General features: G+C 69.3%; 17 protein-coding genes. 8 read left to right on the top strand and 9 right to left on the bottom strand.

Annotation, left to right across the window (positions count from 1 at the left end):
* On the top strand, positions 1-840 hold an 840-nt coding region (locus HMPREF3115_RS16885), incomplete at its 5' end, for a rhodanese-like domain-containing protein (RefSeq protein WP_256276219.1).
* Positions 841-926: 86 nt separating this feature from the next.
* On the opposite strand, the gene HMPREF3115_RS16880 is transcribed toward HMPREF3115_RS16885, so the two are convergent.
* Positions 927-2,072: a glycerophosphodiester phosphodiesterase gene (locus tag HMPREF3115_RS16880; RefSeq protein WP_070555272.1), complete on the bottom strand. Its 1,146-nt coding sequence runs from the start codon at positions 2,070-2,072 to the stop codon at positions 927-929.
* Positions 2,073-2,408: 336 nt separating this feature from the next.
* On the opposite strand from HMPREF3115_RS16880, the gene HMPREF3115_RS16875 reads away from it, so the two are divergent.
* Positions 2,409-3,464, top strand: coding sequence for a phytoene/squalene synthase family protein (locus HMPREF3115_RS16875; protein ID WP_070555278.1), 1,056 nt, complete (start codon positions 2,409-2,411; stop codon positions 3,462-3,464).
* 453 nt (positions 3,465-3,917) lie between these two features.
* Positions 3,918-5,117, top strand: coding sequence for a porin (locus tag HMPREF3115_RS16870; RefSeq protein WP_070555269.1), 1,200 nt, complete (start codon positions 3,918-3,920; stop codon positions 5,115-5,117).
* Between the two features lie 109 nt (positions 5,118-5,226).
* Here HMPREF3115_RS16870 and HMPREF3115_RS16865 read toward each other — a convergent pair whose 3' ends face one another.
* From HMPREF3115_RS16865 to HMPREF3115_RS16855, 3 genes are all read right to left on the bottom strand, one after another.
* Positions 5,227-5,649, bottom strand: a complete 423-nt coding sequence (locus HMPREF3115_RS16865; protein ID WP_035948682.1) for a cupin domain-containing protein — start codon at positions 5,647-5,649, stop codon at positions 5,227-5,229.
* Between the two features lie 10 nt (positions 5,650-5,659).
* The gene (locus HMPREF3115_RS16860; protein ID WP_006403645.1) at positions 5,660-6,097 is read right to left on the bottom strand and encodes a carboxymuconolactone decarboxylase family protein; all 438 of its coding nucleotides are present in this window, start codon (positions 6,095-6,097) and stop codon (positions 5,660-5,662) included.
* A gap of 93 nt (positions 6,098-6,190) precedes the next feature.
* Positions 6,191-7,678 (bottom strand): MocR-like pyridoxine biosynthesis transcription factor PdxR, encoded by a 1,488-nt coding sequence (locus tag HMPREF3115_RS16855; protein WP_070555275.1) that lies wholly within the window; start codon positions 7,676-7,678, stop codon positions 6,191-6,193.
* A 582-nt stretch (positions 7,679-8,260) separates the two neighbouring features.
* Here HMPREF3115_RS16855 and HMPREF3115_RS16850 point away from each other — a divergent pair.
* The 4 genes from HMPREF3115_RS16850 to HMPREF3115_RS16835 all read left to right on the top strand — a co-directional run bounded on the left by HMPREF3115_RS16850 (position 8,261) and on the right by HMPREF3115_RS16835 (position 11,848).
* Positions 8,261-8,947 carry a type 1 glutamine amidotransferase domain-containing protein gene (locus HMPREF3115_RS16850; RefSeq protein WP_006412218.1) on the top strand — a complete coding sequence of 229 codons (687 nt, stop codon included), beginning with the start codon at positions 8,261-8,263 and terminating at the stop codon, positions 8,945-8,947.
* A 124-nt stretch (positions 8,948-9,071) separates the two neighbouring features.
* Entirely contained in the window at positions 9,072-10,181 is a 1,110-nt protein-coding gene (locus tag HMPREF3115_RS16845; RefSeq protein ID WP_053298590.1) for an NADH:flavin oxidoreductase/NADH oxidase, read from the top strand.
* 104 nt (positions 10,182-10,285) lie between these two features.
* The gene (locus HMPREF3115_RS16840; protein WP_053298589.1) at positions 10,286-11,356 is read left to right on the top strand and encodes an AI-2E family transporter; all 1,071 of its coding nucleotides are present in this window, start codon (positions 10,286-10,288) and stop codon (positions 11,354-11,356) included.
* Positions 11,357-11,491: 135 nt separating this feature from the next.
* Entirely contained in the window at positions 11,492-11,848 is a 357-nt protein-coding gene (locus tag HMPREF3115_RS16835; protein WP_006403636.1) for an osmotically-inducible lipoprotein OsmE, read from the top strand.
* An 18-nt stretch (positions 11,849-11,866) separates the two neighbouring features.
* Here the strand turns inward: HMPREF3115_RS16835 and HMPREF3115_RS16830 are convergent, their stop codons facing one another.
* Positions 11,867-12,661: an SDR family NAD(P)-dependent oxidoreductase gene (locus HMPREF3115_RS16830; protein WP_006403635.1), complete on the bottom strand. Its 795-nt coding sequence runs from the start codon at positions 12,659-12,661 to the stop codon at positions 11,867-11,869.
* A gap of 170 nt (positions 12,662-12,831) precedes the next feature.
* Between HMPREF3115_RS16830 and HMPREF3115_RS16825 the strand changes: the two genes are divergently transcribed.
* Entirely contained in the window at positions 12,832-13,680 is an 849-nt protein-coding gene (locus tag HMPREF3115_RS16825) for an AraC family transcriptional regulator (protein ID WP_069221118.1), read from the top strand.
* 34 nt (positions 13,681-13,714) lie between these two features.
* Here HMPREF3115_RS16825 and HMPREF3115_RS16820 read toward each other — a convergent pair whose 3' ends face one another.
* The 4 genes from HMPREF3115_RS16820 to HMPREF3115_RS16805 all read right to left on the bottom strand — a co-directional run.
* Positions 13,715-14,302 carry a LysE family translocator gene (locus HMPREF3115_RS16820; protein WP_006403632.1) on the bottom strand — a complete coding sequence of 196 codons (588 nt, stop codon included), beginning with the start codon at positions 14,300-14,302 and terminating at the stop codon, positions 13,715-13,717.
* Between the two features lie 96 nt (positions 14,303-14,398).
* Positions 14,399-15,856: a heavy metal sensor histidine kinase gene (locus tag HMPREF3115_RS16815; protein ID WP_070555266.1), complete on the bottom strand. Its 1,458-nt coding sequence runs from the start codon at positions 15,854-15,856 to the stop codon at positions 14,399-14,401.
* The gene (locus HMPREF3115_RS16810) at positions 15,853-16,551 is read right to left on the bottom strand and encodes a heavy metal response regulator transcription factor (RefSeq protein WP_006403630.1); all 699 of its coding nucleotides are present in this window, start codon (positions 16,549-16,551) and stop codon (positions 15,853-15,855) included. The genes HMPREF3115_RS16815 and HMPREF3115_RS16810 overlap by 4 nt, the downstream gene beginning before the upstream one ends.
* A gap of 11 nt (positions 16,552-16,562) precedes the next feature.
* On the bottom strand, positions 16,563-18,013 hold a 1,451-nt coding region (locus HMPREF3115_RS16805; protein ID WP_070555263.1), incomplete at its 5' end, for an efflux transporter outer membrane subunit.

Here is an 18,013-nt window from a genome sequence, read left to right as displayed (position 1 = left end):
CGCGCGGTCGCCGAGCGCGCGGGCGTGGCGCGGATCGCGCTCGCGGACGTCGACGCGCTCGCCGCCGAGCCGGGCCGCACGCTCTACCGCTTCGACGTGCGCACGCCGGAGGAGTACGAGGCCGGCCATCTACCGGGTTTCCTGAGCACGCCGGGCGGCCAACTCGTGCAGGAGACCGATCATCACGCCCCGGTGCGCGGCGCACGGATCGTGCTCGCGGACGACGACGGCGTGCGCGCGGACATGACCGCGTCGTGGCTCGCGCAAATGGGCTGGGACGTGCGCGTCGTCGAACCGGCGGGCGACGCGGCATTCGTCGAACGCGGCGAGCCGCCGCGCAATGTGCCGACGCCGCCCGAGGCGCAGGACGTGTCGCCCGCGACGCTCGCGGGCTGGCTCGAAGCGGGCAAGCGCGACGACGTCGCGATCGTCGACGTGACGGCCAGCGCGAACTACGTGAAGCGCCATATCCCGGGCGCGTGGTTCGCGGTGCGCGCACAGTTGCGCGACGCGCTCGCCGCGATCCCGCCGGCGACGCGCTATGTGTTCACGTGCGGGTCGAGCCTGCTCGCGCGCTTCGCGGCCGCCGACGCGCGCGCGTGGCTGCCCGACGGCACGGCGGTGTTCGTGCTCGCCGGCGGGACGGCCGCGTGGATCGACGCGGGGCTGCCGCTCGAAAGCGGCGAAACGCGGCTCGCGTCGCCGCGCATCGACCGCTACCGGCGGCCGTACGAGGGCACCGACAACGCGGCGGCCGCGATGCAGGCGTATCTGGACTGGGAATACGGGCTCGTCGATCAGCTGAAGCGCGACGGGACGCATCACTTCAGCGTGATTTGACCGCGACGGGGCGCGCGGCCGCGCGCCGTGCGAGACGGTGCGTGGCGGATGCGGTGCGCATGTGCCGCACCGCATCCGCCGCCGCTTCAGCGCTTGAACGTGTCGACGGCCGTCCGGCCGACCGCCGGATCGTCGGTAAAGAAGCCCTCGATGCCCGCGCGCAGGTACGCCTGGATTTCGCGCACCGAGCCCGCCGTGTTGCGCGTGTCGGGCGTCCCGCCATCCTTCAGCGATGCGGGCAGGAAGTTGTTCTCCGGCCGGAACGTGTACGGATGCACGACGAGCCCGGCTTCATGCGCGTAGCGCACGTAGGGCGTCGGCTGCTGCAGCGTGCCGTCCGCGGCAACGGCGATGATCGAGGTCTTGTACGGGCCGACGCCGTTCGCATACGTCGCGATCTCGCGCATCCCGTCGCGCGTCGACAGGTCGCCGTAGGTGCGCTTGTCGTTGGCCTTCACGAAGTCGTACGGGCGCTGCGCGGCTTCGTCCATCAGCTGCACGAGCTTCCAGTTCGGCTGGCTCGCGCCGATCCGGTTGCGGATCGCCTTCAGGTTCGCAACCTCGAACGACTGGATGTAGACGGTCGCCGTGCGCGACGTGTACGGATCCTTCAGCAGCGCGTCGACGAGGCGGTCCTCGAGCGGCAGGCCGATCGACTGGAAGTAGGTCGGATGCTTGGTTTCGGGATAAAGATGAATCGTGCGTCCCGTCTGCGCGGACATCTGCTTCGCGAGCGCGACGATTTCGTCGAGCGTCGGAATCTCGAACTGGTCGTTGTACGCGGCGTTCGCCGGGCGGATCTGCGGAATGCGCTCGCGTGCGCGCAGCGTCTTCAGCTCGGCGAGCGTGAAGTCCTCGGTGAACCAGCCCGTCAGCTGCGTGCCGTCGATCGTCTTCGTCGTCTTGCGGCTCGCGAACTGCGGCAGCGCCGACACGTTCGTCGTGCCCGAGATCTCGTTCTCGTGGCGCGCGACCAGCACGCCGTCGCGCGTTGCCACGAGGTCGGGCTCGATGATGTCCGCGCCGTCCTCGATCGCCTTGCGGTACGACGCGAGCGTGTGCTCGGGACGCCGCGCGCTCGCGCCGCGGTGGCCGACCACCTGGATTTTTGCGGAGATCGGCTGCGTCGGGTCGGGCGTCAGCGTATCGTCGCCGCCGCACGCGGCGAGCACGAACGTGGCGGCACAGGCGAACGGGACGCTGCGCAGGACGCTCGGGCGCTTGAAGAACATGGCGATGGACCTTCGAATCGGGAGCCGGAAAAGGACGCGGTTGCGGCGGCGCGATGCATCATGCCGCGCCGCGCGGCATCGAACAGGGCGCGATCGTCGCATCGAATCATTACATATGTATTACTTGTGCCTTTCTTGTTTTTGACGCCCGGCGTGCGTCGAACCGCCGTCGCGCGCGGGGCCCGGCGCCGGATGCACTAAACTTGCGGGAATTTTGCATCGCCGCGCCGGGCCGCGAAGCCGTGCGGGCGCGACGATGCGGCGACTCGCGGGCCGGCGCGGGCGCCCATGCGCCGGACGTGCGCGGGTGCCGCGCCGGCCGATTTTTCCGAATCCATGACGACTCATACCGATCCCGCCTATCTGCTCGGCGACCTGCTGAAGAACGTTTCCCGCTCCTTCTATCTGACGCTGCGCGTGCTGCCCGACGGCATGCGCGAGCCGGTCGGTCTCGCGTATCTGCTCGCGCGCGCGGCCGACACGATCGCCGACACGGCGCTCGTCGTGCCCGAGCGGCGCGCGGCGCTGCTGAACGCGCTGCGCGACGAGATCGAGCGGCTCGGCGACGGCGTCGCGCTGTCGGCTGCACTCGACGACGTGACGCGGATGCAGACCGATTCGCACGAGCACGTGCTGCTCGGCTCGATGCAGCCGATGCTCGCGCTGCTGCGCGCGCAGCCGGACGCGGATCGCACGTCGATCCGCAAGGTCGTCGCGACGCTGACGTCGGGCATGGAATTCGACCTGCGCACGTTCCCGGACGAGCAGTCGGGCCAGCTTGCGGTGCTCCCGACGCGCGACGTGCTCGACCGCTATACGTATCTCGTCGCCGGCTGCGTCGGCGAGTTCTGGACCGACATGACGGCCATGCACACGCGCGCGGCGCGCGGCTGGGACGTGCCGGCGATGCGCGAGCGCGGAATCCGCTTCGGCAAGGCGCTGCAGATGACGAACATCCTGCGCGACTGCGCGAAGGATTTGCGGATCGGCCGCTGCTATCTGCCGGAGGACGCGCTCGCCGCGCACGGGCTGAGCGCGGCCGATCTGCTCGCACCCGACGCGTATCCGCGCGCGCGCGGCGTGCTGTTCGACCTGCTGCGCGTCGCGCTCGACCAGTATCGCGATGCCTGTACGTATACGGTGGCGATTCCGCGTCGCTTCGTGCGGCTGCGGCTTGCGTGCCTGTGGCCGATCCTGATCGGCCTCGAAACGCTCGAACTGCTGGCCGGCCACGACGGCTGGCTCGATCCGGCGAAACCGGCCAAGGTGCCGAGAAAGCGGATCTATCGAATCATGGCGTCGTCGCTCGCGTTCGTCGGATCGAACGCGGCGATCCGCGCGCGCATCGCGGCGCTCGTCGAAGCGGTCGACGCACGGATCGCATCGCGGTAATCGGCCCGGCAAGCATCGCGCGGCGGCGCGGTTGCCGCCGGCGTTCCTCTCTCGCGGCCCGCGTTCGCCGGGCCGCCGCGTTTCCTCCGACCGCGGTCGCCCGACCGCGTTTCGCACGACGATTCGGCTGCCGAAACGGAGGTGTCACGATCGTCAGCGATCCTGCGCGGTTGCGCGCCGCTAAGGCGTCTGACGACTTCGCGTGCTCGATGTGCAGCAGTAAAAATGTAAAGCTAGGGTTTTCACCGGGAAATGCCGGAAACGCCCGCGCTGTAAGCGTTTCCGCGCCTTATGTAACCGTTTGGTGAACCCGCGCGTTGCGTCGATCATACGATGACCGACCGCGCGTATTGGGAAACAATCGGTAATCCGTCAGAATTGCGCCGGCATGTACTCGCACATGTGTCACAAGACCACACCAGAAAAGAATCATTCTTTGAGGACGGAGAATCAATGAAAAAGCGCGTCGTCGTCGCCATGACGGCAGCCGGCCTTGCGGCCGCTACCGCCGCCCACGCTCAGAGCAGCGTGACCCTGTACGGTATCGTCGATAACGGTCTGGCGTACCAGAATAACGCGGCACCGTCGACCGGCGCGACGAGCGGCGGTCATTCGAAGGTGTCGATGTCCACCGGCGTGTGGGCAGGCAGCCGCTTCGGCCTGAAGGGCAACGAAGACCTCGGCGGCGGCACGAAGGCGATCTTCCAGCTCGAAGCCGGCGTGAACACGGCAACGGGCGCATCGCAGTGGACGGGCGGCATCTTCACGCGTCAGGCGTGGGTCGGCCTGACGAACGCGGCGTACGGTACGCTGACGGCCGGTCGCCAGTACACGGCGTACTACACGCTGCTGTCGCCGTACAGCCCGACGACGTGGCTGACGGGCGCATACGGCGCGCACCCGGGTGATATCGACTCGCTGGATACGAGCTACCGCGCGAACAATTCGCTCGTCTACATGTCGCCGAAGTTCTACGGCTTCACGGTCGGCGGCTCGTACTCGTTCGGCGGCGTGCCGGGCAGCGTGAACCGCGGCTCGACGTGGAGCGCGGCGATCCAGTACCTGAACGGCCCGGCAGGCATCGCGGTCGGCTATCAGCGCGTCAACAACTCGACGCTCGGCGGCGGCGCGTGGGGCGACAACTCGACGGTCACGAGCGGCGGCCAGCCGGTCGTGTCGGCGATCAACAACGGCTACGCGACGGCGCAATCGCAGCAGCGCCTCGGCGTGACGGCCGGCTACCAGTTCACGCCGGCGTGGGACGTGTCCGTGTCCTACACGAACGTCCAGTACATCCCGGGCATCGGCTCGTCGTTCCACAACACCGCGATCTTCAACACGGCCGGCGCCGTGCTGCACTGGAAGGCAGCGGCTCAGTGGGACTTCGCGGCAGGCTACTCGTACACGGCCGCAACGAAGTCTAACGGCATCTCGAGCTCGGCGAAGTACCACCAGGTCACGCTGTCGCAGTACTACAGCCTGTCGAAGCGCACGGGCCTGTACGCACTCGAGGCGTACCAGCACGCGAGCGGCAATACGCTGAGCCGCGCGGGCGCGATCCAGTCGGCAACGACGCAAATCGGCGACGGCGTGGCAGCAGGTGCCGGCCAGAACCAGATCGCCGTCGGCGTCGGCATGATTCACCGCTTCTGATGTCGCGCGGCGCGTCAGCGCCGCCGCGGCCAAGCGGTACGCAGTACGGAAAAACCGGCCTTCGGGCCGGTTTTTCCATTGGTATCGGCACATCGCGCGCGACGCGCGCTCACCGCTCCATCGGCGACTTCAGCGGATCGTGCTCGCCGGTCAGTGCGAACACGACGAGCTGCGCCGGCTCGCTCTCGCTCGCATTGCGCGACACCTGGTGGCGCGCGCCCGGCGGCTCGTACCAGCCTTCGCCGGCGCGATAGCGCCGCAGCGGGCCGTCGTTGACTTGCGACAACACTTCGCCTTTCGACACGACCGCGAAGACCGAGCCGAGATGCCGATGCGGTTCGGATGCCTGACCGGGCGCATAGTCGACGATTGCGACGACCGCGAGCTTGCCCGGCGCTTCGGGCACGGTCTGCCGCATGATCGCGTGCGCGGCGTCGCCTGTCTCGTGTGCGTGCGTCGGCACGACCGACACGGCGCCGAGCGCGAGCACCGCGCCGACGAGCGCGCGGCGCAAGGAGGTGCGGGTCGTCATCGTGCGCACCTCACTCGGGCATCTTGCGGAACGCGATCGCAAAGCGATTCCACGCGTTGATCGTCGCGATCAGCAGCGACAGGTCGAACAGCTCCTCGTCGCTGAAGTGCGGCTTCACCGATTCCCACACCGCATCGGGCACGTGGTCCTCGGCGATCAGCGTCAGCGCCTCGGTCCATTCGAGCGCGGCGCGCTCGCGTGCGGTGAAGAACGGCGTTTCGCGCCAGGCGACGACGGTCGCGAGGCGGCGATCGGTTTCGCCGCCTTTGCGCGCGTCGGTCGTATGCATGTCGACGCAGAACGCGCAGCCGTTGATCTGCGACGCGCGCAGGCGGACGAGCTCCGCGAGCGGCTTTTCGATCGAGCTTTTCGCGAGGAAGTCCTCGGCGTTGCGCATCACCTTGATCGCATTCGGGCTGGCGGCATAGAAGTTCAGACGCGGTTGCATCGCAGGTCCTCTTTCGGTTGGAGCGCACGGTGGCGCGACGGACCTACTTTACGAGCCCTACTGGCCTGCTTGAATGGCCAATTTCCGGAAATATCAGGTGACCACCGGCGTGCGCCGGCTGGCGACGCCTTCGTCGAGCATCGCGGCGAGCCGCGTGAGCGTCGCGTCGATGCGTACCGCGTCGATGCCGCCATACCCGAACAGGAGCCCCGCGCGCACCGGCACGTCGACGTGAAACATCGAGATGCCGTACAGCCCGATGTCCTGCGTGCGCGCCGCGCGGATCAGCGCCGCTTCGTCGACGCCCGGCTTCAGCAGCGCGGCGAGGTGGATGCCGGCGCTCGGCACGATCGCGTCGAACCACGGCGCGAGCGCGCCGCGCAGATGCGCCACCACCATCTTGCGGCGCGCGTCGTAGTGCTTCTGCACGCGGCGCAGGTGCCGCGCAAAATCGCCGTCGAGCATGAAGCGCGCGAGCGCCGCCTGCGTCAGCGTGCACGTATGCCAGTCGACGATCTGCTTCGCCTTGCAGAGCGCGCCGCGCAGCGCGCGCGGCGGAATCGCATAGCCGATCCGCAGGTCCGGGAAGATCGTCTTCGAGAACGTGCCGACGTAGGCGACGAGCCCCGTGCGATCGAGGCTCTTCAGCGATTCGACGGGCCGCCCCTCGAAGCGGAATTCGCCGTCGTAGTCGTCCTCGATGATCACCGCGCGCCGACGCTGCGCCCATTCGAGCAGCGCGATGCTCCGCTCCAGCGACATCGGCATCCCGAGCGGGAACTGGTGCGAGGGTGTGACGTAGACGAGCCGCGCCTCGTCGGGCAGCCGCTCGGTCACGAGCCCGTGCGCGTCGACGGGCACGCCGATCACCGTTGCACCGACCGACGCGAACGCGGCGCGGGCCGGCGGGTAGCCGGGATCTTCGACCGCGACGATGTCGCCGGGCCGCACGACGACGCGGGCGAGCAGATCGAGCGCCTGCTGCGCGCCCTGCGTGACGATCACGTCGTCCCAGTTGCAGACCACCGCGCGCCGGAAGCCGACGTAGCGCGCGATCGCGCCGCGCAGCTGCGCATCGCCGGCCGGATCGTGATATTGGCCGCGCACGCGCGCCTGCTGGCGCAGCGCGTGATGCAGGCAGCGTCGCCACGTGTCGAACGGGAACAGCGTCTTGTCGGTGACGCCGCCGCGGAAGTCGTCGCGCGGCGTGTCGGCCGGCATCGGCATCGGCAGCGCGTCGGGCAGATCGTTCCACCATGCGCGCGCATCGACCGCGTCGGCGCGCGGCGTGTCGCGCACGAGCGACGGCCCCGGCGCGCCCGCCGCATGCGGGACGCGCGCGAGCCCGTCGGCGACGAACGTGCCGTCGCCTGCGCGCGTGTGCAGATAGCCTTCGGCGACGAGCCGTTCGAACGCATCGAGCGTCGTCTTGCGCGACACGCCGAGCTGCTTCGCGAGATCGCGCGTCGACGGCAGCCGTGCGCCGCCTTCGAGCCGCCCGTCGACGATCGCGGTGCGCAGCTGGCGGTAGATCTGGCCGGTCAGGTCGTGTCGGCCTTCGATGCGGATGGCGATGTCCATCGCAGTGGTTACCTCGATTTGGTCGTTTTGTGGCCGATCGGCATACCGCGAGTATGCACCGGACAGGACGCCGATCGCGACCGTCGCCGCGCGCGGCACGGAGGCAAACATGAAACCCTGCGGACGGCAGGGTCGAACGGCCGTTTACTAGACGACCGGTCTAATCAGCGGCTATGATCCGAGCTCCTGAACCGGACGAGCCGAACCGTGCGACATGCGGCGCGCCGGATGACGGGACGCGTGCGGCACGCAGACGTGCGCGCGCGGGAAGGGCGGAGCGGCAAAGCGACGCGCTGCCGGCGGCGCACGCCGTGGCGCGACAGGCGCACAATCGGGCTGATGCGGCAACGCAGTCGCCACCGATGCGCGCCGACACCGCGTGTCGCGCGTGGCTTGTAGACGACTGGTCTAATACAGCGACCGGTTTTGTGTATCGCTGCCGCACGTTGTCGCACGAGCGCGGACTAACGGGCACGCACCGCGCGCATGCGGCACCGCGCGTCGTGCGCCGGCATGCCCGATGCGCGACACGGCTGCCGCCCGCGCGGCCTGTTCCCGTCAATTTCATAGGAGTGTCCGATCATGAAGATTCTGGTTGTCCTGACCTCGCACGACACGCTCGGCGACACCGGCAAGAAAACCGGCTTCTGGCTCGAGGAACTGGCCGCGCCGTACTACGCGTTCAAGGACGCGGGCATCGAGCTCACGCTCGCGTCGCCGAAGGGCGGCCAGCCGCCGCTCGACCCGAAGAGCAGCGATCCGTCCGCGCAGACCGATGCGACGCGCCGTTTCGATGCCGATCCGGCCGCCAAGGCCGAACTCGCGGCGACGCGCAAGCTGGCCGACGTGTCGATCGACGACTACGACGCGGTGTTCTACCCCGGCGGCCATGGCCCGCTGTGGGATCTCGCCGAAGATCTGCATTCGATCGGCCTGATCGAACGCACGCTCGCGGCCGGCAAGCCGGCGGCGCTGGTCTGTCATGCGCCGGGCGTGCTGCGCCACGTGAAGGACCCGAAAACCGGTGAGTCGGTCGTGCGCGGCAAGCGCGTGACCGGCTTCACGAACAGCGAGGAGGCGGCCGTCGGGTTGACCGAAGTCGTGCCGTTCCTCGTCGAGGACATGCTGAAGACCAACGGTGCGCAGTTCGAGCGCGGCGCCGATTGGGCGCCGCATGTCGTCGCCGACGGGCTGCTGATCACCGGGCAGAACCCGGCGTCGTCGGCGCCCGCGGCCGAAGCGCTGCTCGCCGCGCTGAGCCGGCGCTGAACGCGCCGCTAGCCAGGCGCCGTCGCGTCGCGCAAGCGGCGCGGCGGCATCCGTTTCGCGCCGTCGTGCAGCCGCACGACGGCTCAACCCGCCGTTTCGCAGGACCAAGCAAAAGGAGTCGTGGATGTCTGCCTTGTTCGAACCGTTCAAACTGAAGGATGTCACGTTGCGCAACCGGATCGCGGTGCCGCCGATGTGTCAGTACGTCGCCGAGGACGGCGTCGTCAACGACTGGCATCACGTGCACCTGGCCGGCATCGCCCGCGGCGGCGCGGGCCTCGTGATCGCCGAGGCGACGGCCGTGTCGCCGGAAGGCCGCATCACGCCGGGCTGCGCCGGACTCTGGACCGATGCGCAGGCCGAAGCGTTCGCGCCGTCGGTCGCGGCGATCAAGGCCGCGGGCGCGGTGCCCGGCATCCAGATCGCGCATGCGGGCCGCAAGGCGAGCGCGAACCGTCCGTGGGAAGGCGACGACCATATCCCCGAAGGCGATCCGCGCGGCTGGCAGACCATCGCGCCGTCGTCCGTGCCGTTCGGCGCGCATCTGCCGAAGGTGCCGCGCGAGATGACGCGCGACGACATCGCGCGCGTGCAGGCCGATTTCGTCGCGGCGGCCAGGCGTGCGCGCGACATCGGCTTCGAATGGCTCGAACTGCATTTCGCGCACGGCTATCTCGGCCAGAGCTTCTTCTCCGTGCACTCGAACCGGCGCACCGACGAATACGGCGGCTCGGCCGAGAATCGCGGCCGCTTCCTCGTCGAGACGCTGGCCGCGGTCCGCAAGGTCTGGCCCGAGCATCTGCCGCTGACCGCGCGTTTCGGCGTGATCGAATACGACGGCCGCGACGAGGAGACGCTCGCCGAATCGATCGCGCTCACGCAGCGACTGAAGCAGGAAGGGCTCGACATGCTGAGCGTGTCGGTCGGCTTCTCGACGCCCGATGCGCAGATTCCGTGGGGCCCGGCGTTCCTCGCGCCGGTCGCCGAACGCGTGCGCCGCGAAGCGGGGCTGCCGGTGTCGTCCGCGTGGGGCATCGACACGCCGCAACTGGCAAACCGCGTCGTCGCCGACGAGCAGCTCGATCTCGTGATGGTCGGCCGCGCGCATCTGGCCGACCCGCACTGGCCGTACTATGCGGCCAAGCAGCTCGGCGTCGAGCGTCCGTCGTGGACGCTGCCCGCGCCGTATGCACACTGGCTCGAGCGTTATCGCGTCGCCGAGAAGGCAGCGTAAGCCTGCGTCGCGCCGCGCGCATGCGCGGCTTCGATGGATAGAATGGCGGTTCGCGCAGTGAGGTTGCTGCGCGAACCGCCATTTTTTCTTTCGACAGAGGTGCGATGGGCACTCACGTTTCGTCGTCCCGCGATGCGGCCGCGCGGCCGCGCGCGCAACAGATCGCGCGCGCCGTGCTGTATGCGGCGCTTCTCGCGCTTGCGCTGTGGGTGATCCGCGCGTTCATTCCGGCGATCGCCTGGGCCTGCGTGATCGCGATCGCGATGTGGCCGCTGCTGCAGCGAATCGAGGCGAATGCGCTGCTGCGCAACCGGCCGACGCTGGTCGCGACGATCGTCACGGCGGCCGTGTCGCTGCTGGTCGTGCTGCCGGTCGCGATCGCGCTCACGCAGGCGATCGTGCAGGCGCACGACCTGCGCGAATGGTTCCAGTCGATCCGCGACAACGGCATTCCGCTGCCGGACGTCGTGAACCGGCTGCCGTACGGCGCCGCGCAGATCACGCAATGGTGGCAAACCAACCTCGGCCATCCGCTGCATGCGGCCACCGCGATGCACGGCGCGAGCGGCGAGAAGGTGCTCGCGTTCGGGCGGCAGTTCGGCACGCGCGTCGCGCATGCGGTATTCGAATTCGGCTTCATGCTCGTCACGCTCTTCGTGATCGTGCGCGCCGGACACCGGCTGGCCGGCGAACTGCTGCAGGGCGCGCAGCGCGCGTTCGGCCACGACGGCGCGCATCTGATCGAGCGGATGGTCGCCGCGGTGCAGGGCACGGTCACGGGCCTCGTCGTCGTGGGGCTCGGCGAAGGCGCGCTGCTCGGCGTTGCCTATGCACTCGCCGGCGTCCCGCATGCGGCGCTGCTCGGCGTCGTCACCGCCGTCGCCGCGATGCTGCCGTTCTGCGCGCCCCTCGTGTTCTGCGGCGCCGCGCTGTGGCTGTTCGTGCAGGGCGCGACCGCGTGGGCGGTCGTGATCGCCGTGCTCGGCTTCGTCGTCGTGTTCGTTGCCGAACACTTCGTGCGGCCGGTGCTGATCGGCAACTCGGCACGGCTGCCGTTCCTGCTCGTGCTGTTCGGCATTCTCGGCGGCGCCGAAACGTTCGGCCTCATCGGCCTGTTCGTCGGCCCCGCGCTGATGACGGTGCTGACCGTGCTGTGGGCCGAATGGCGCGCGTAAGCGTTGCATCCGGCACGCCGCGCACACCGAATTCGACATTTCTTTGCGATCCGAACCCCAAAGGTCGAGTAGCATGGGGCTTTCGGTCGCGCCGGCAGGCGCAGCAGAACTCTTCCCAGCATGCGATTGATCCGGATGTCCCGTCCCGCTGCAACGCTTTCTCTGGCCGCCGGCTGCCTGATGCTGCACGGCTGCGCGTGGTTCGATGCATGGCTGCCGTTCTCGTATTCGCGTATGCCGGTGCCGAAGGCCGCGTCGCGGCACGGCGCGACGCGCGACACGGTCGTCCACGCCGGCGGCAATCCGCGCAGCGTGTGGATGGTGCGCAACGGCAGCGGCGTCTGCTACAACTATCTGCTCGAACACGGCGACGAGCGCCGGCCGTACTTCGTCGTGTTCGATCGCGCCGGCGCGGTCACGCACCACGGCTTCGACACCTGCATGAACGCCGACCGCAGCGGCCGGCTGCAGGCGCGCAACGGCGGCGCGTAGCGCAGCGGCCGCCGCGCGCTAGGCGATCGTGTCGACGACGCCGCCGTCGACGCGCAGCGCCGCGCCCGTCGTCGCCGATGCCTGCGGCGAACACACGTAGACGACCATGTTCGCGACTTCCTCGGGCGTCGCGGGCCGCTGAATGATCGAACTCGCGCGATGCTCGCGGACGAAGTCGACCGCGACGTCGTCGACGCTGCGACCGGTCTGATCGGCCGTCTCCTGCAGCATCGTGCGCACGCCTTCCGACAGCGTCGGCCCCGGCAGCACCGAATTGACGGTCACGCGCGTGCCGGCCGCGAGCTTCGCGAGACCGCGCGCGATCGACAGCTGGGCCGTCTTCGAGAAGCCGTAATGAATCATGTCGACGGGAATGTTCAGTCCTGACTCCGACGACACGAACACGACTCGGCCCCAGTCGCGTTCGAGCATCCCTTTCAGGTAGTGCCGCGCGAGCCGCACGCCCGACATCACGTTCATCTCGAAGTAGTGCGTCCATTCGGCATCGTCGATGTCGAAGAACGGCTTCAGCCCATAGATGCCCGCATTGTTGACGAGGATGTCGGCGTTCGGCGTGTGCTGCGCGATGCGCGCGGCGCCGGCGGCGCCGGACAGGTCGGCGGCGACGCCGTCGATAGCCGCGCCGGGCGCGGCCGTGCGCAGGTGGGCGATCGCCGACTGGACCGACGCGTCGCTGCGTCCGTTGACGACGACGCGTGCGCCTGCGCGCGCGAGCCCTTCGGCGATGGCGAGTCCGATGCCGGCGGTCGAAGCGGTGACGACCGCGGTCTTGCCTTTCAGATCGATGTGCATGAGCGTACCGGAAGAAGAGGGAACGGAGCCGCCGGCGCATGCCGCAGCGGCCGGAGTTCCAAGCTTAGGCGAAACCGCGCGCGCCGGCAGCGAAGCGATGCGCGCGGCTTGCGCGGTGCGACGCAGTCTTGTACGGTGTGCACTCGTCATTCGCTCCGGGAGGCCGCCGCGTGCGCCGTTCTACCGTCCGCTCGTCCACGACGCCGTCGCCGTTCTGGCGCGACGCCGCGCTGCCGTTCATCGAAGCGCGCACCGTCGACGACGGGCGCGAACTCTGCTACGTGAAGCACACGCACGACACGTTCTCGATCGGCGCGATCGTCGGCGGCACGAGCACGTACGTGAACGGCGCAACGAACCAGCACGTCGGGCGCGGCGTGCTCGTCATCATCGATCCGGAGCAGGTGCATGCGTGCAATCCGTACGGGCCCGACAACTGGGCGTACCGGATGGTGTACGTCGACGTGCCGTGGCTCGCGCGGCTGCAGCATTCGCTCGGCCGCGACGCGAACACGGATTTCCACGGTTTTTCGCCGAAATGGACGCAGCGGCGCGATCTGTTCGCGCAGTTCGGTCGTTTCTACCGGACGCTCGTCGCGCCCGGCGTCGACGCGTTCGCGAAGGAGAGCGCGGCGGTGACATTCTTCACGCGGCTGCACGGCGCGCTCGACCGCGCTGTGCCCGACGCGCGGCGCGGGGACGACAACGCGAAGCTCGCGCGGGCGGCCGACTACATCGCCGCGCACTGCCGGCAGCCGCTGACGCTCGACGCGATCTGCGCAGCGGCCGATCTGTCGCCGTCGTATCTGATCCGCGCGTTCGGCGCGCGCTACGGCATGACGCCGCATGCGTTCCTGATCGACCGTCGCGTGCAGTACGGGCGTGCGGAACTGCGCCGCGGTCGTCCGATCGCCGACGTCGCACTCGACGCCGGTTTCGCCGATCAGGCGCATTTCCAGCGAGCATTCCGTCGGATCGCGGCCGCGACGCCCGGCCAGTATCGCGGCGCGGCCCGCTGAAGCGCCGCGCGCGCCGCGTGGCGAGGCGTCGCGATTACACGTCGAGCAGATACAACGCGCTTCCCGCCAGCAGCAACGCCATCAGCCGATTGAATACGCGCATCCGGCGCGCGCTCGCGAGCCGCTGCCGCAGCGATGCGCCCGCATACGCCCAGCAGCCGATCGACGCGAAACAGATCACGAGATACAGCGCGGCGAATTGCCAGACCTGCGCGCGATCGCCGTTGGCCGCATACGCGCCCATTGCCGCGACGCACGCGAGCCACGCTTTCGGATTGAGCCACTGCATCGCCGCGCCCGACGCCGCGGACGGCCCCGTGACTTTCGTATCGGCCGGCAGCCGGCCGTCGTCGAGTGCGAGGCGCCATGCCATGTAGAGCAGGAACGCGATACCGGACCAGCGTGTCGCGCTCGTCAGCGCGGGCCAGCGCTCGAGCGCCGCGTGCAGGCCGAGGCCGGTCAGCAGAAACAGCGCGACGAAACCGAGCGTCGCGCCGGCCGCATAGCGCAGCCCCGCGCGCAGCCCGTGACGCGCGCCCGCGCCGAGCGCGACGATGTTGACCGGACCGGGCGTGATCGACGAAGCCAGCGCGAACGCGGCCATCGAAACCAGCATGCTCATCGAATCTCTCCATGCGAATGTCGGAACTCGCATCGAGAGTAAGCACGCGGCGCGCGCGCGTATTGAAGAAAACTGCCGTCGGCGCGTCGCGCGAACTCAGTGCGCCGCGCGCGACGGGCGCGCGTGCGGCAGCGTCGCCGACGCCGGGTGGCCGGATGCGTCGTGCGCGCGCGCCGGTGTGTCGGCGGAAGGTTGCGCGCACACCGAGAAGCCGAACGTATTGACGCCGTCGGCGCACGTGACGAACACGCTGCCGCCGTGCATTTCGGCGACGGCCTTCACGATGGACAGCCCGAGCCCGTGATTTTCCATGCTGTTCGCACGCGCTTCCTCGAGCTGGTAGAAACGCTCGAACACATGCGCGCGCCGCGCGGGATCGATCGGCTCGCCGGGGTTCGCGACCGATACGTCGACGAGCGCGTTGCGCGGCGCGATCGTCACGTGCAGCGTCGCGCCCGGCGCCGAATGCTGGATCGCGTTGATCAGCAGGTTCGTCATCGCGCGCCGGAACAGCGACGGATCGACGGCCGCACGCGCGTCGCCGTGCAGTTCGGCGCGCAGTTGCGCTTCGTCGAGCGGGATTTCGAGGAAGTCGAGCATCCGCTGCACCTCGTGCGCGAGCGACACGTATTTCAGATCGGTCGCGCGTTCGCCGCGGTCGCTGCGCGACAGGAACAGCATGTCGTTGATGATCACGCGCAAGCGCTCGAATTCCTCGAGATTCGACTGCAGCGTCTGGCGCAGCCGGTCGGCGGAACGGTCGCGGCTCGTCAGCGCGACCTGCGTCTGGCCGATCAGGATGCTGACCGGCGTGCGCAGCTCGTGCGCGACGTCCGCGTTGAATGCTTCGAGCCGCTCGTAGGTCTGCTGGATGCGCTCGAGCGCGCCGTTGAACGAGGCGGCCAGTTCGCGCAGCTCGGCCGGCAGCGCGTCGGTCTGCAGCCGCTGGCGGCGATTCGCGACGCTGACGGCCGCCGCGTCCTGCGACAGCCGGTCGAGCGGCGCGAGCCCGAAGCGCGCGACCGCGCGGCTCAGCATCAGCGTGAGGACGGTCGCGGTCGCGATCAGCGCGGCGAGCGTCCAGCCGAAGCGGCGCAGCATCCGCTGCGTGCGCTCGCACGAGCTCGCGACGATCAGCTTCAGCGTCGGTCGCGCGCCGCTACCGGCCACCGTGACGGTTTTCGTCATGACGTCGTAGCTGCTGTCGTTGAGCGCGTAGCGCTGGAACGCGCCGAGCGGTGCGCCGACCGGCACGCCGTCGACGGGGCGGCCGAAGCGGAAGTCCGGATTCGGCGTGTCGACCTGATAGCGCGTCGAGCCGTCGGGCGGCTCGAGGTCGGCCAGCTTCTCCTTCATCAGCCGGCCGCGTTCGGGCGTGAGCGCATGCGAGACGATCATTTCGGCGACCTTCGCGCGCGTGTCGAGCGTCGCGCGCAGCTCGGCGAACAGCTGGCGCTCCATCATCACGAACAACCCGCAGCCGACGAGCGTAAACACGAGCAGCGACACGATGCCGAACATCGTCGACAGCCGCAGCGCGATCGAGCGTTTCATGTGCGCTTCTCCGCGTCGCCGCCGTCGTCGCGCGCTTCGAGGACGTAGCCCATGCCGCGAATCGTATGCAGCAGCTTCTCCGGGAACGGGCCGTCGAGCTTCGCGCGCAGCCGCTTGATCGCGGTTTCGACGACGTTCGCGTTGCTGTCGAAATTCACGTCCCAGACGAGCTCGGCGATCGTCGTCTTCGACAGCACCTCGCCGCTGCGCCGCGCGAGCACGCCGAGCAGCTGGAATTCCTGCGCGGTCAGATCGAGCCGCGTGCCGTCGCGCGTCGCGCGGCGGCCGATCAGGTCGACACGCAGGTCGCCGATCGAGATCAGCGTCGATTCCTGCACGCGCGCGCGACGCGTCAATGCGCGCAGCCGCTCGATCAATTCGAGGAACGAGAACGGCTTGGTCAGATAATCGTCGGCGCCGCCGCGCAGCCCGCGCACGCGGTCGTCGACGCGGTCGCGCGCGGTCAGCATGATGACGGGCGTCTGCTTCTGCGCGCGCAAGGCGCGCAGCACGCCGAAGCCGTCGAGCTTCGGCAGCATCACGTCGAGCACGACCACGTCGTAGTCGAACTCGACCGCCTTCCAGGCACCGTCCTCGCCGTCGAGCGCGGTATCGACGACCCAGCCTTCCTCGGTCAGTCCGCTCTTCAGATATTCGACGACTTTCGGTTCGTCTTCGATGATCAGTACTTTCATGTTCGGATCCGTTATCGCGTGACCGCTGACGGGCGCGTGCCGGCGGCGTCCGCGGCCGCCATGTCGGAGGAGGTAGCGGCCGCGCCGTTCCAGCCGCCGCCGAGCGCCTTCGCGAGAAAGACCACGAGCGCCGCGCGCTGCCCCTGGATCTGCACGGCTTGCCGCTCGCTCGTCAGCAACTGCTGTTCGGCCGTCAGCACGTCGATGAAGGGCGCGAGCCCGCCCGCGTAGCGGTCCTGCGCGAGCGACACGAGCCGGCGCGCGTCGTCGACGGCGGCGGACGCCTGCTGCGCGGCGTCGGCGAGCACCGACAGCCCGGTCACCGCATTTTGCACCTCCTCGAACGCGGTGAGCACCGTCTGCCGATAGTTGGCCTGCGCGGCGACGTAGCCGGCCTGCGCGAAATCGACGCCGGCCCTCAGCTTGCCGCCCGCGAACAGCGATTCGCTCGCCGACGCGCCGATCGACCACAGCAGCGCCGGCACCGTGAACAGACCGGAGAAGCGCGTCGCGTCCCAGCCGATGTCGGGCGACAGCGCGATGCGCGGAAAGTACGCGGCGCGCGCGATGCCGATCTGCGCGTTGGCGGCGGCCATCGCGCGCTCGGCCGACGCGACGTCCGGGCGCCGCTCCAGCAGATCGCTCGGGATGCCGGTCGGCAGCGCGGGCGCGTTGATCGGCACCACGCGCGGCGGCAGCGAGAACGCAGGCGCCGGTGTGCCGACGAGCGTCGCGATCGCGGTTTCGACCTGCGCGCGCTGCCGTACCAGCAACTGCGCCTGCGTGCGCGTCGCGTCGAGCTGCGCGCGCTGCTGCAGCAGGTCGAGGCCCGACACCGCACCGAGATCGTGGCGCGCGCTCACATAGTCGAGCGCCTTCTGCTGCAGCGCGATCGAGCGCTGCACGACGTCGATCTCCGCGTCGAGCTCGCGCAGCGCGAAATAGCTCGACGCGAGATCGGCGCTCAGCACGACGCGCGCGTTCGCGAAATCGTCGCGCGCCTGGTCGGTATTCGCCTCGGCGGCCTCGACCGTGCGCCGCACGCGGCCGAACAGGTCGAGCTCGTAGCTGACGCTCGCGCCGATCTGGATGTCGTTCTGCACCGTCGATACGTTCTGCGTCGCGTAGTTCGTCTGCGGCCTATCGGCCGAGATGCGAAAGCGCTGGCCGCTCGCGTTCAGCGAGACGGCCGGATATTGCGCGGACGCGACCGACGCGAGCGTGGCCTTCGCCTGGTCGTAGCGCGCGGCGACGGCCTTCAGGTTCTGGTTGTTGCGCTGCGCCTCGGCTTCGAGCGCGTCGAGCTGCGGATCGCCGAATGCGGTCCACCAGGTCGCGTCGAGCGGCGCGCGCGCCGGCGCGGCCGGATGCCAGTACGCGTCGGCCGGATCGACGTGCCACGCGGCCGGCGTGTCGACCGCGGGCCGCCGGTAGTCGGGGCCGACCGTGCAGCCGGCGAGGG

This window comes from Burkholderia sp. HMSC10F09 (assembly GCF_001806955.1).
GTDB lineage: Bacteria > Pseudomonadota > Gammaproteobacteria > Burkholderiales > Burkholderiaceae > Burkholderia > Burkholderia multivorans.
Note: the sequence above shows the minus strand (reverse complement) of the source record. Positions and strands in the feature narration are given on the sequence as shown.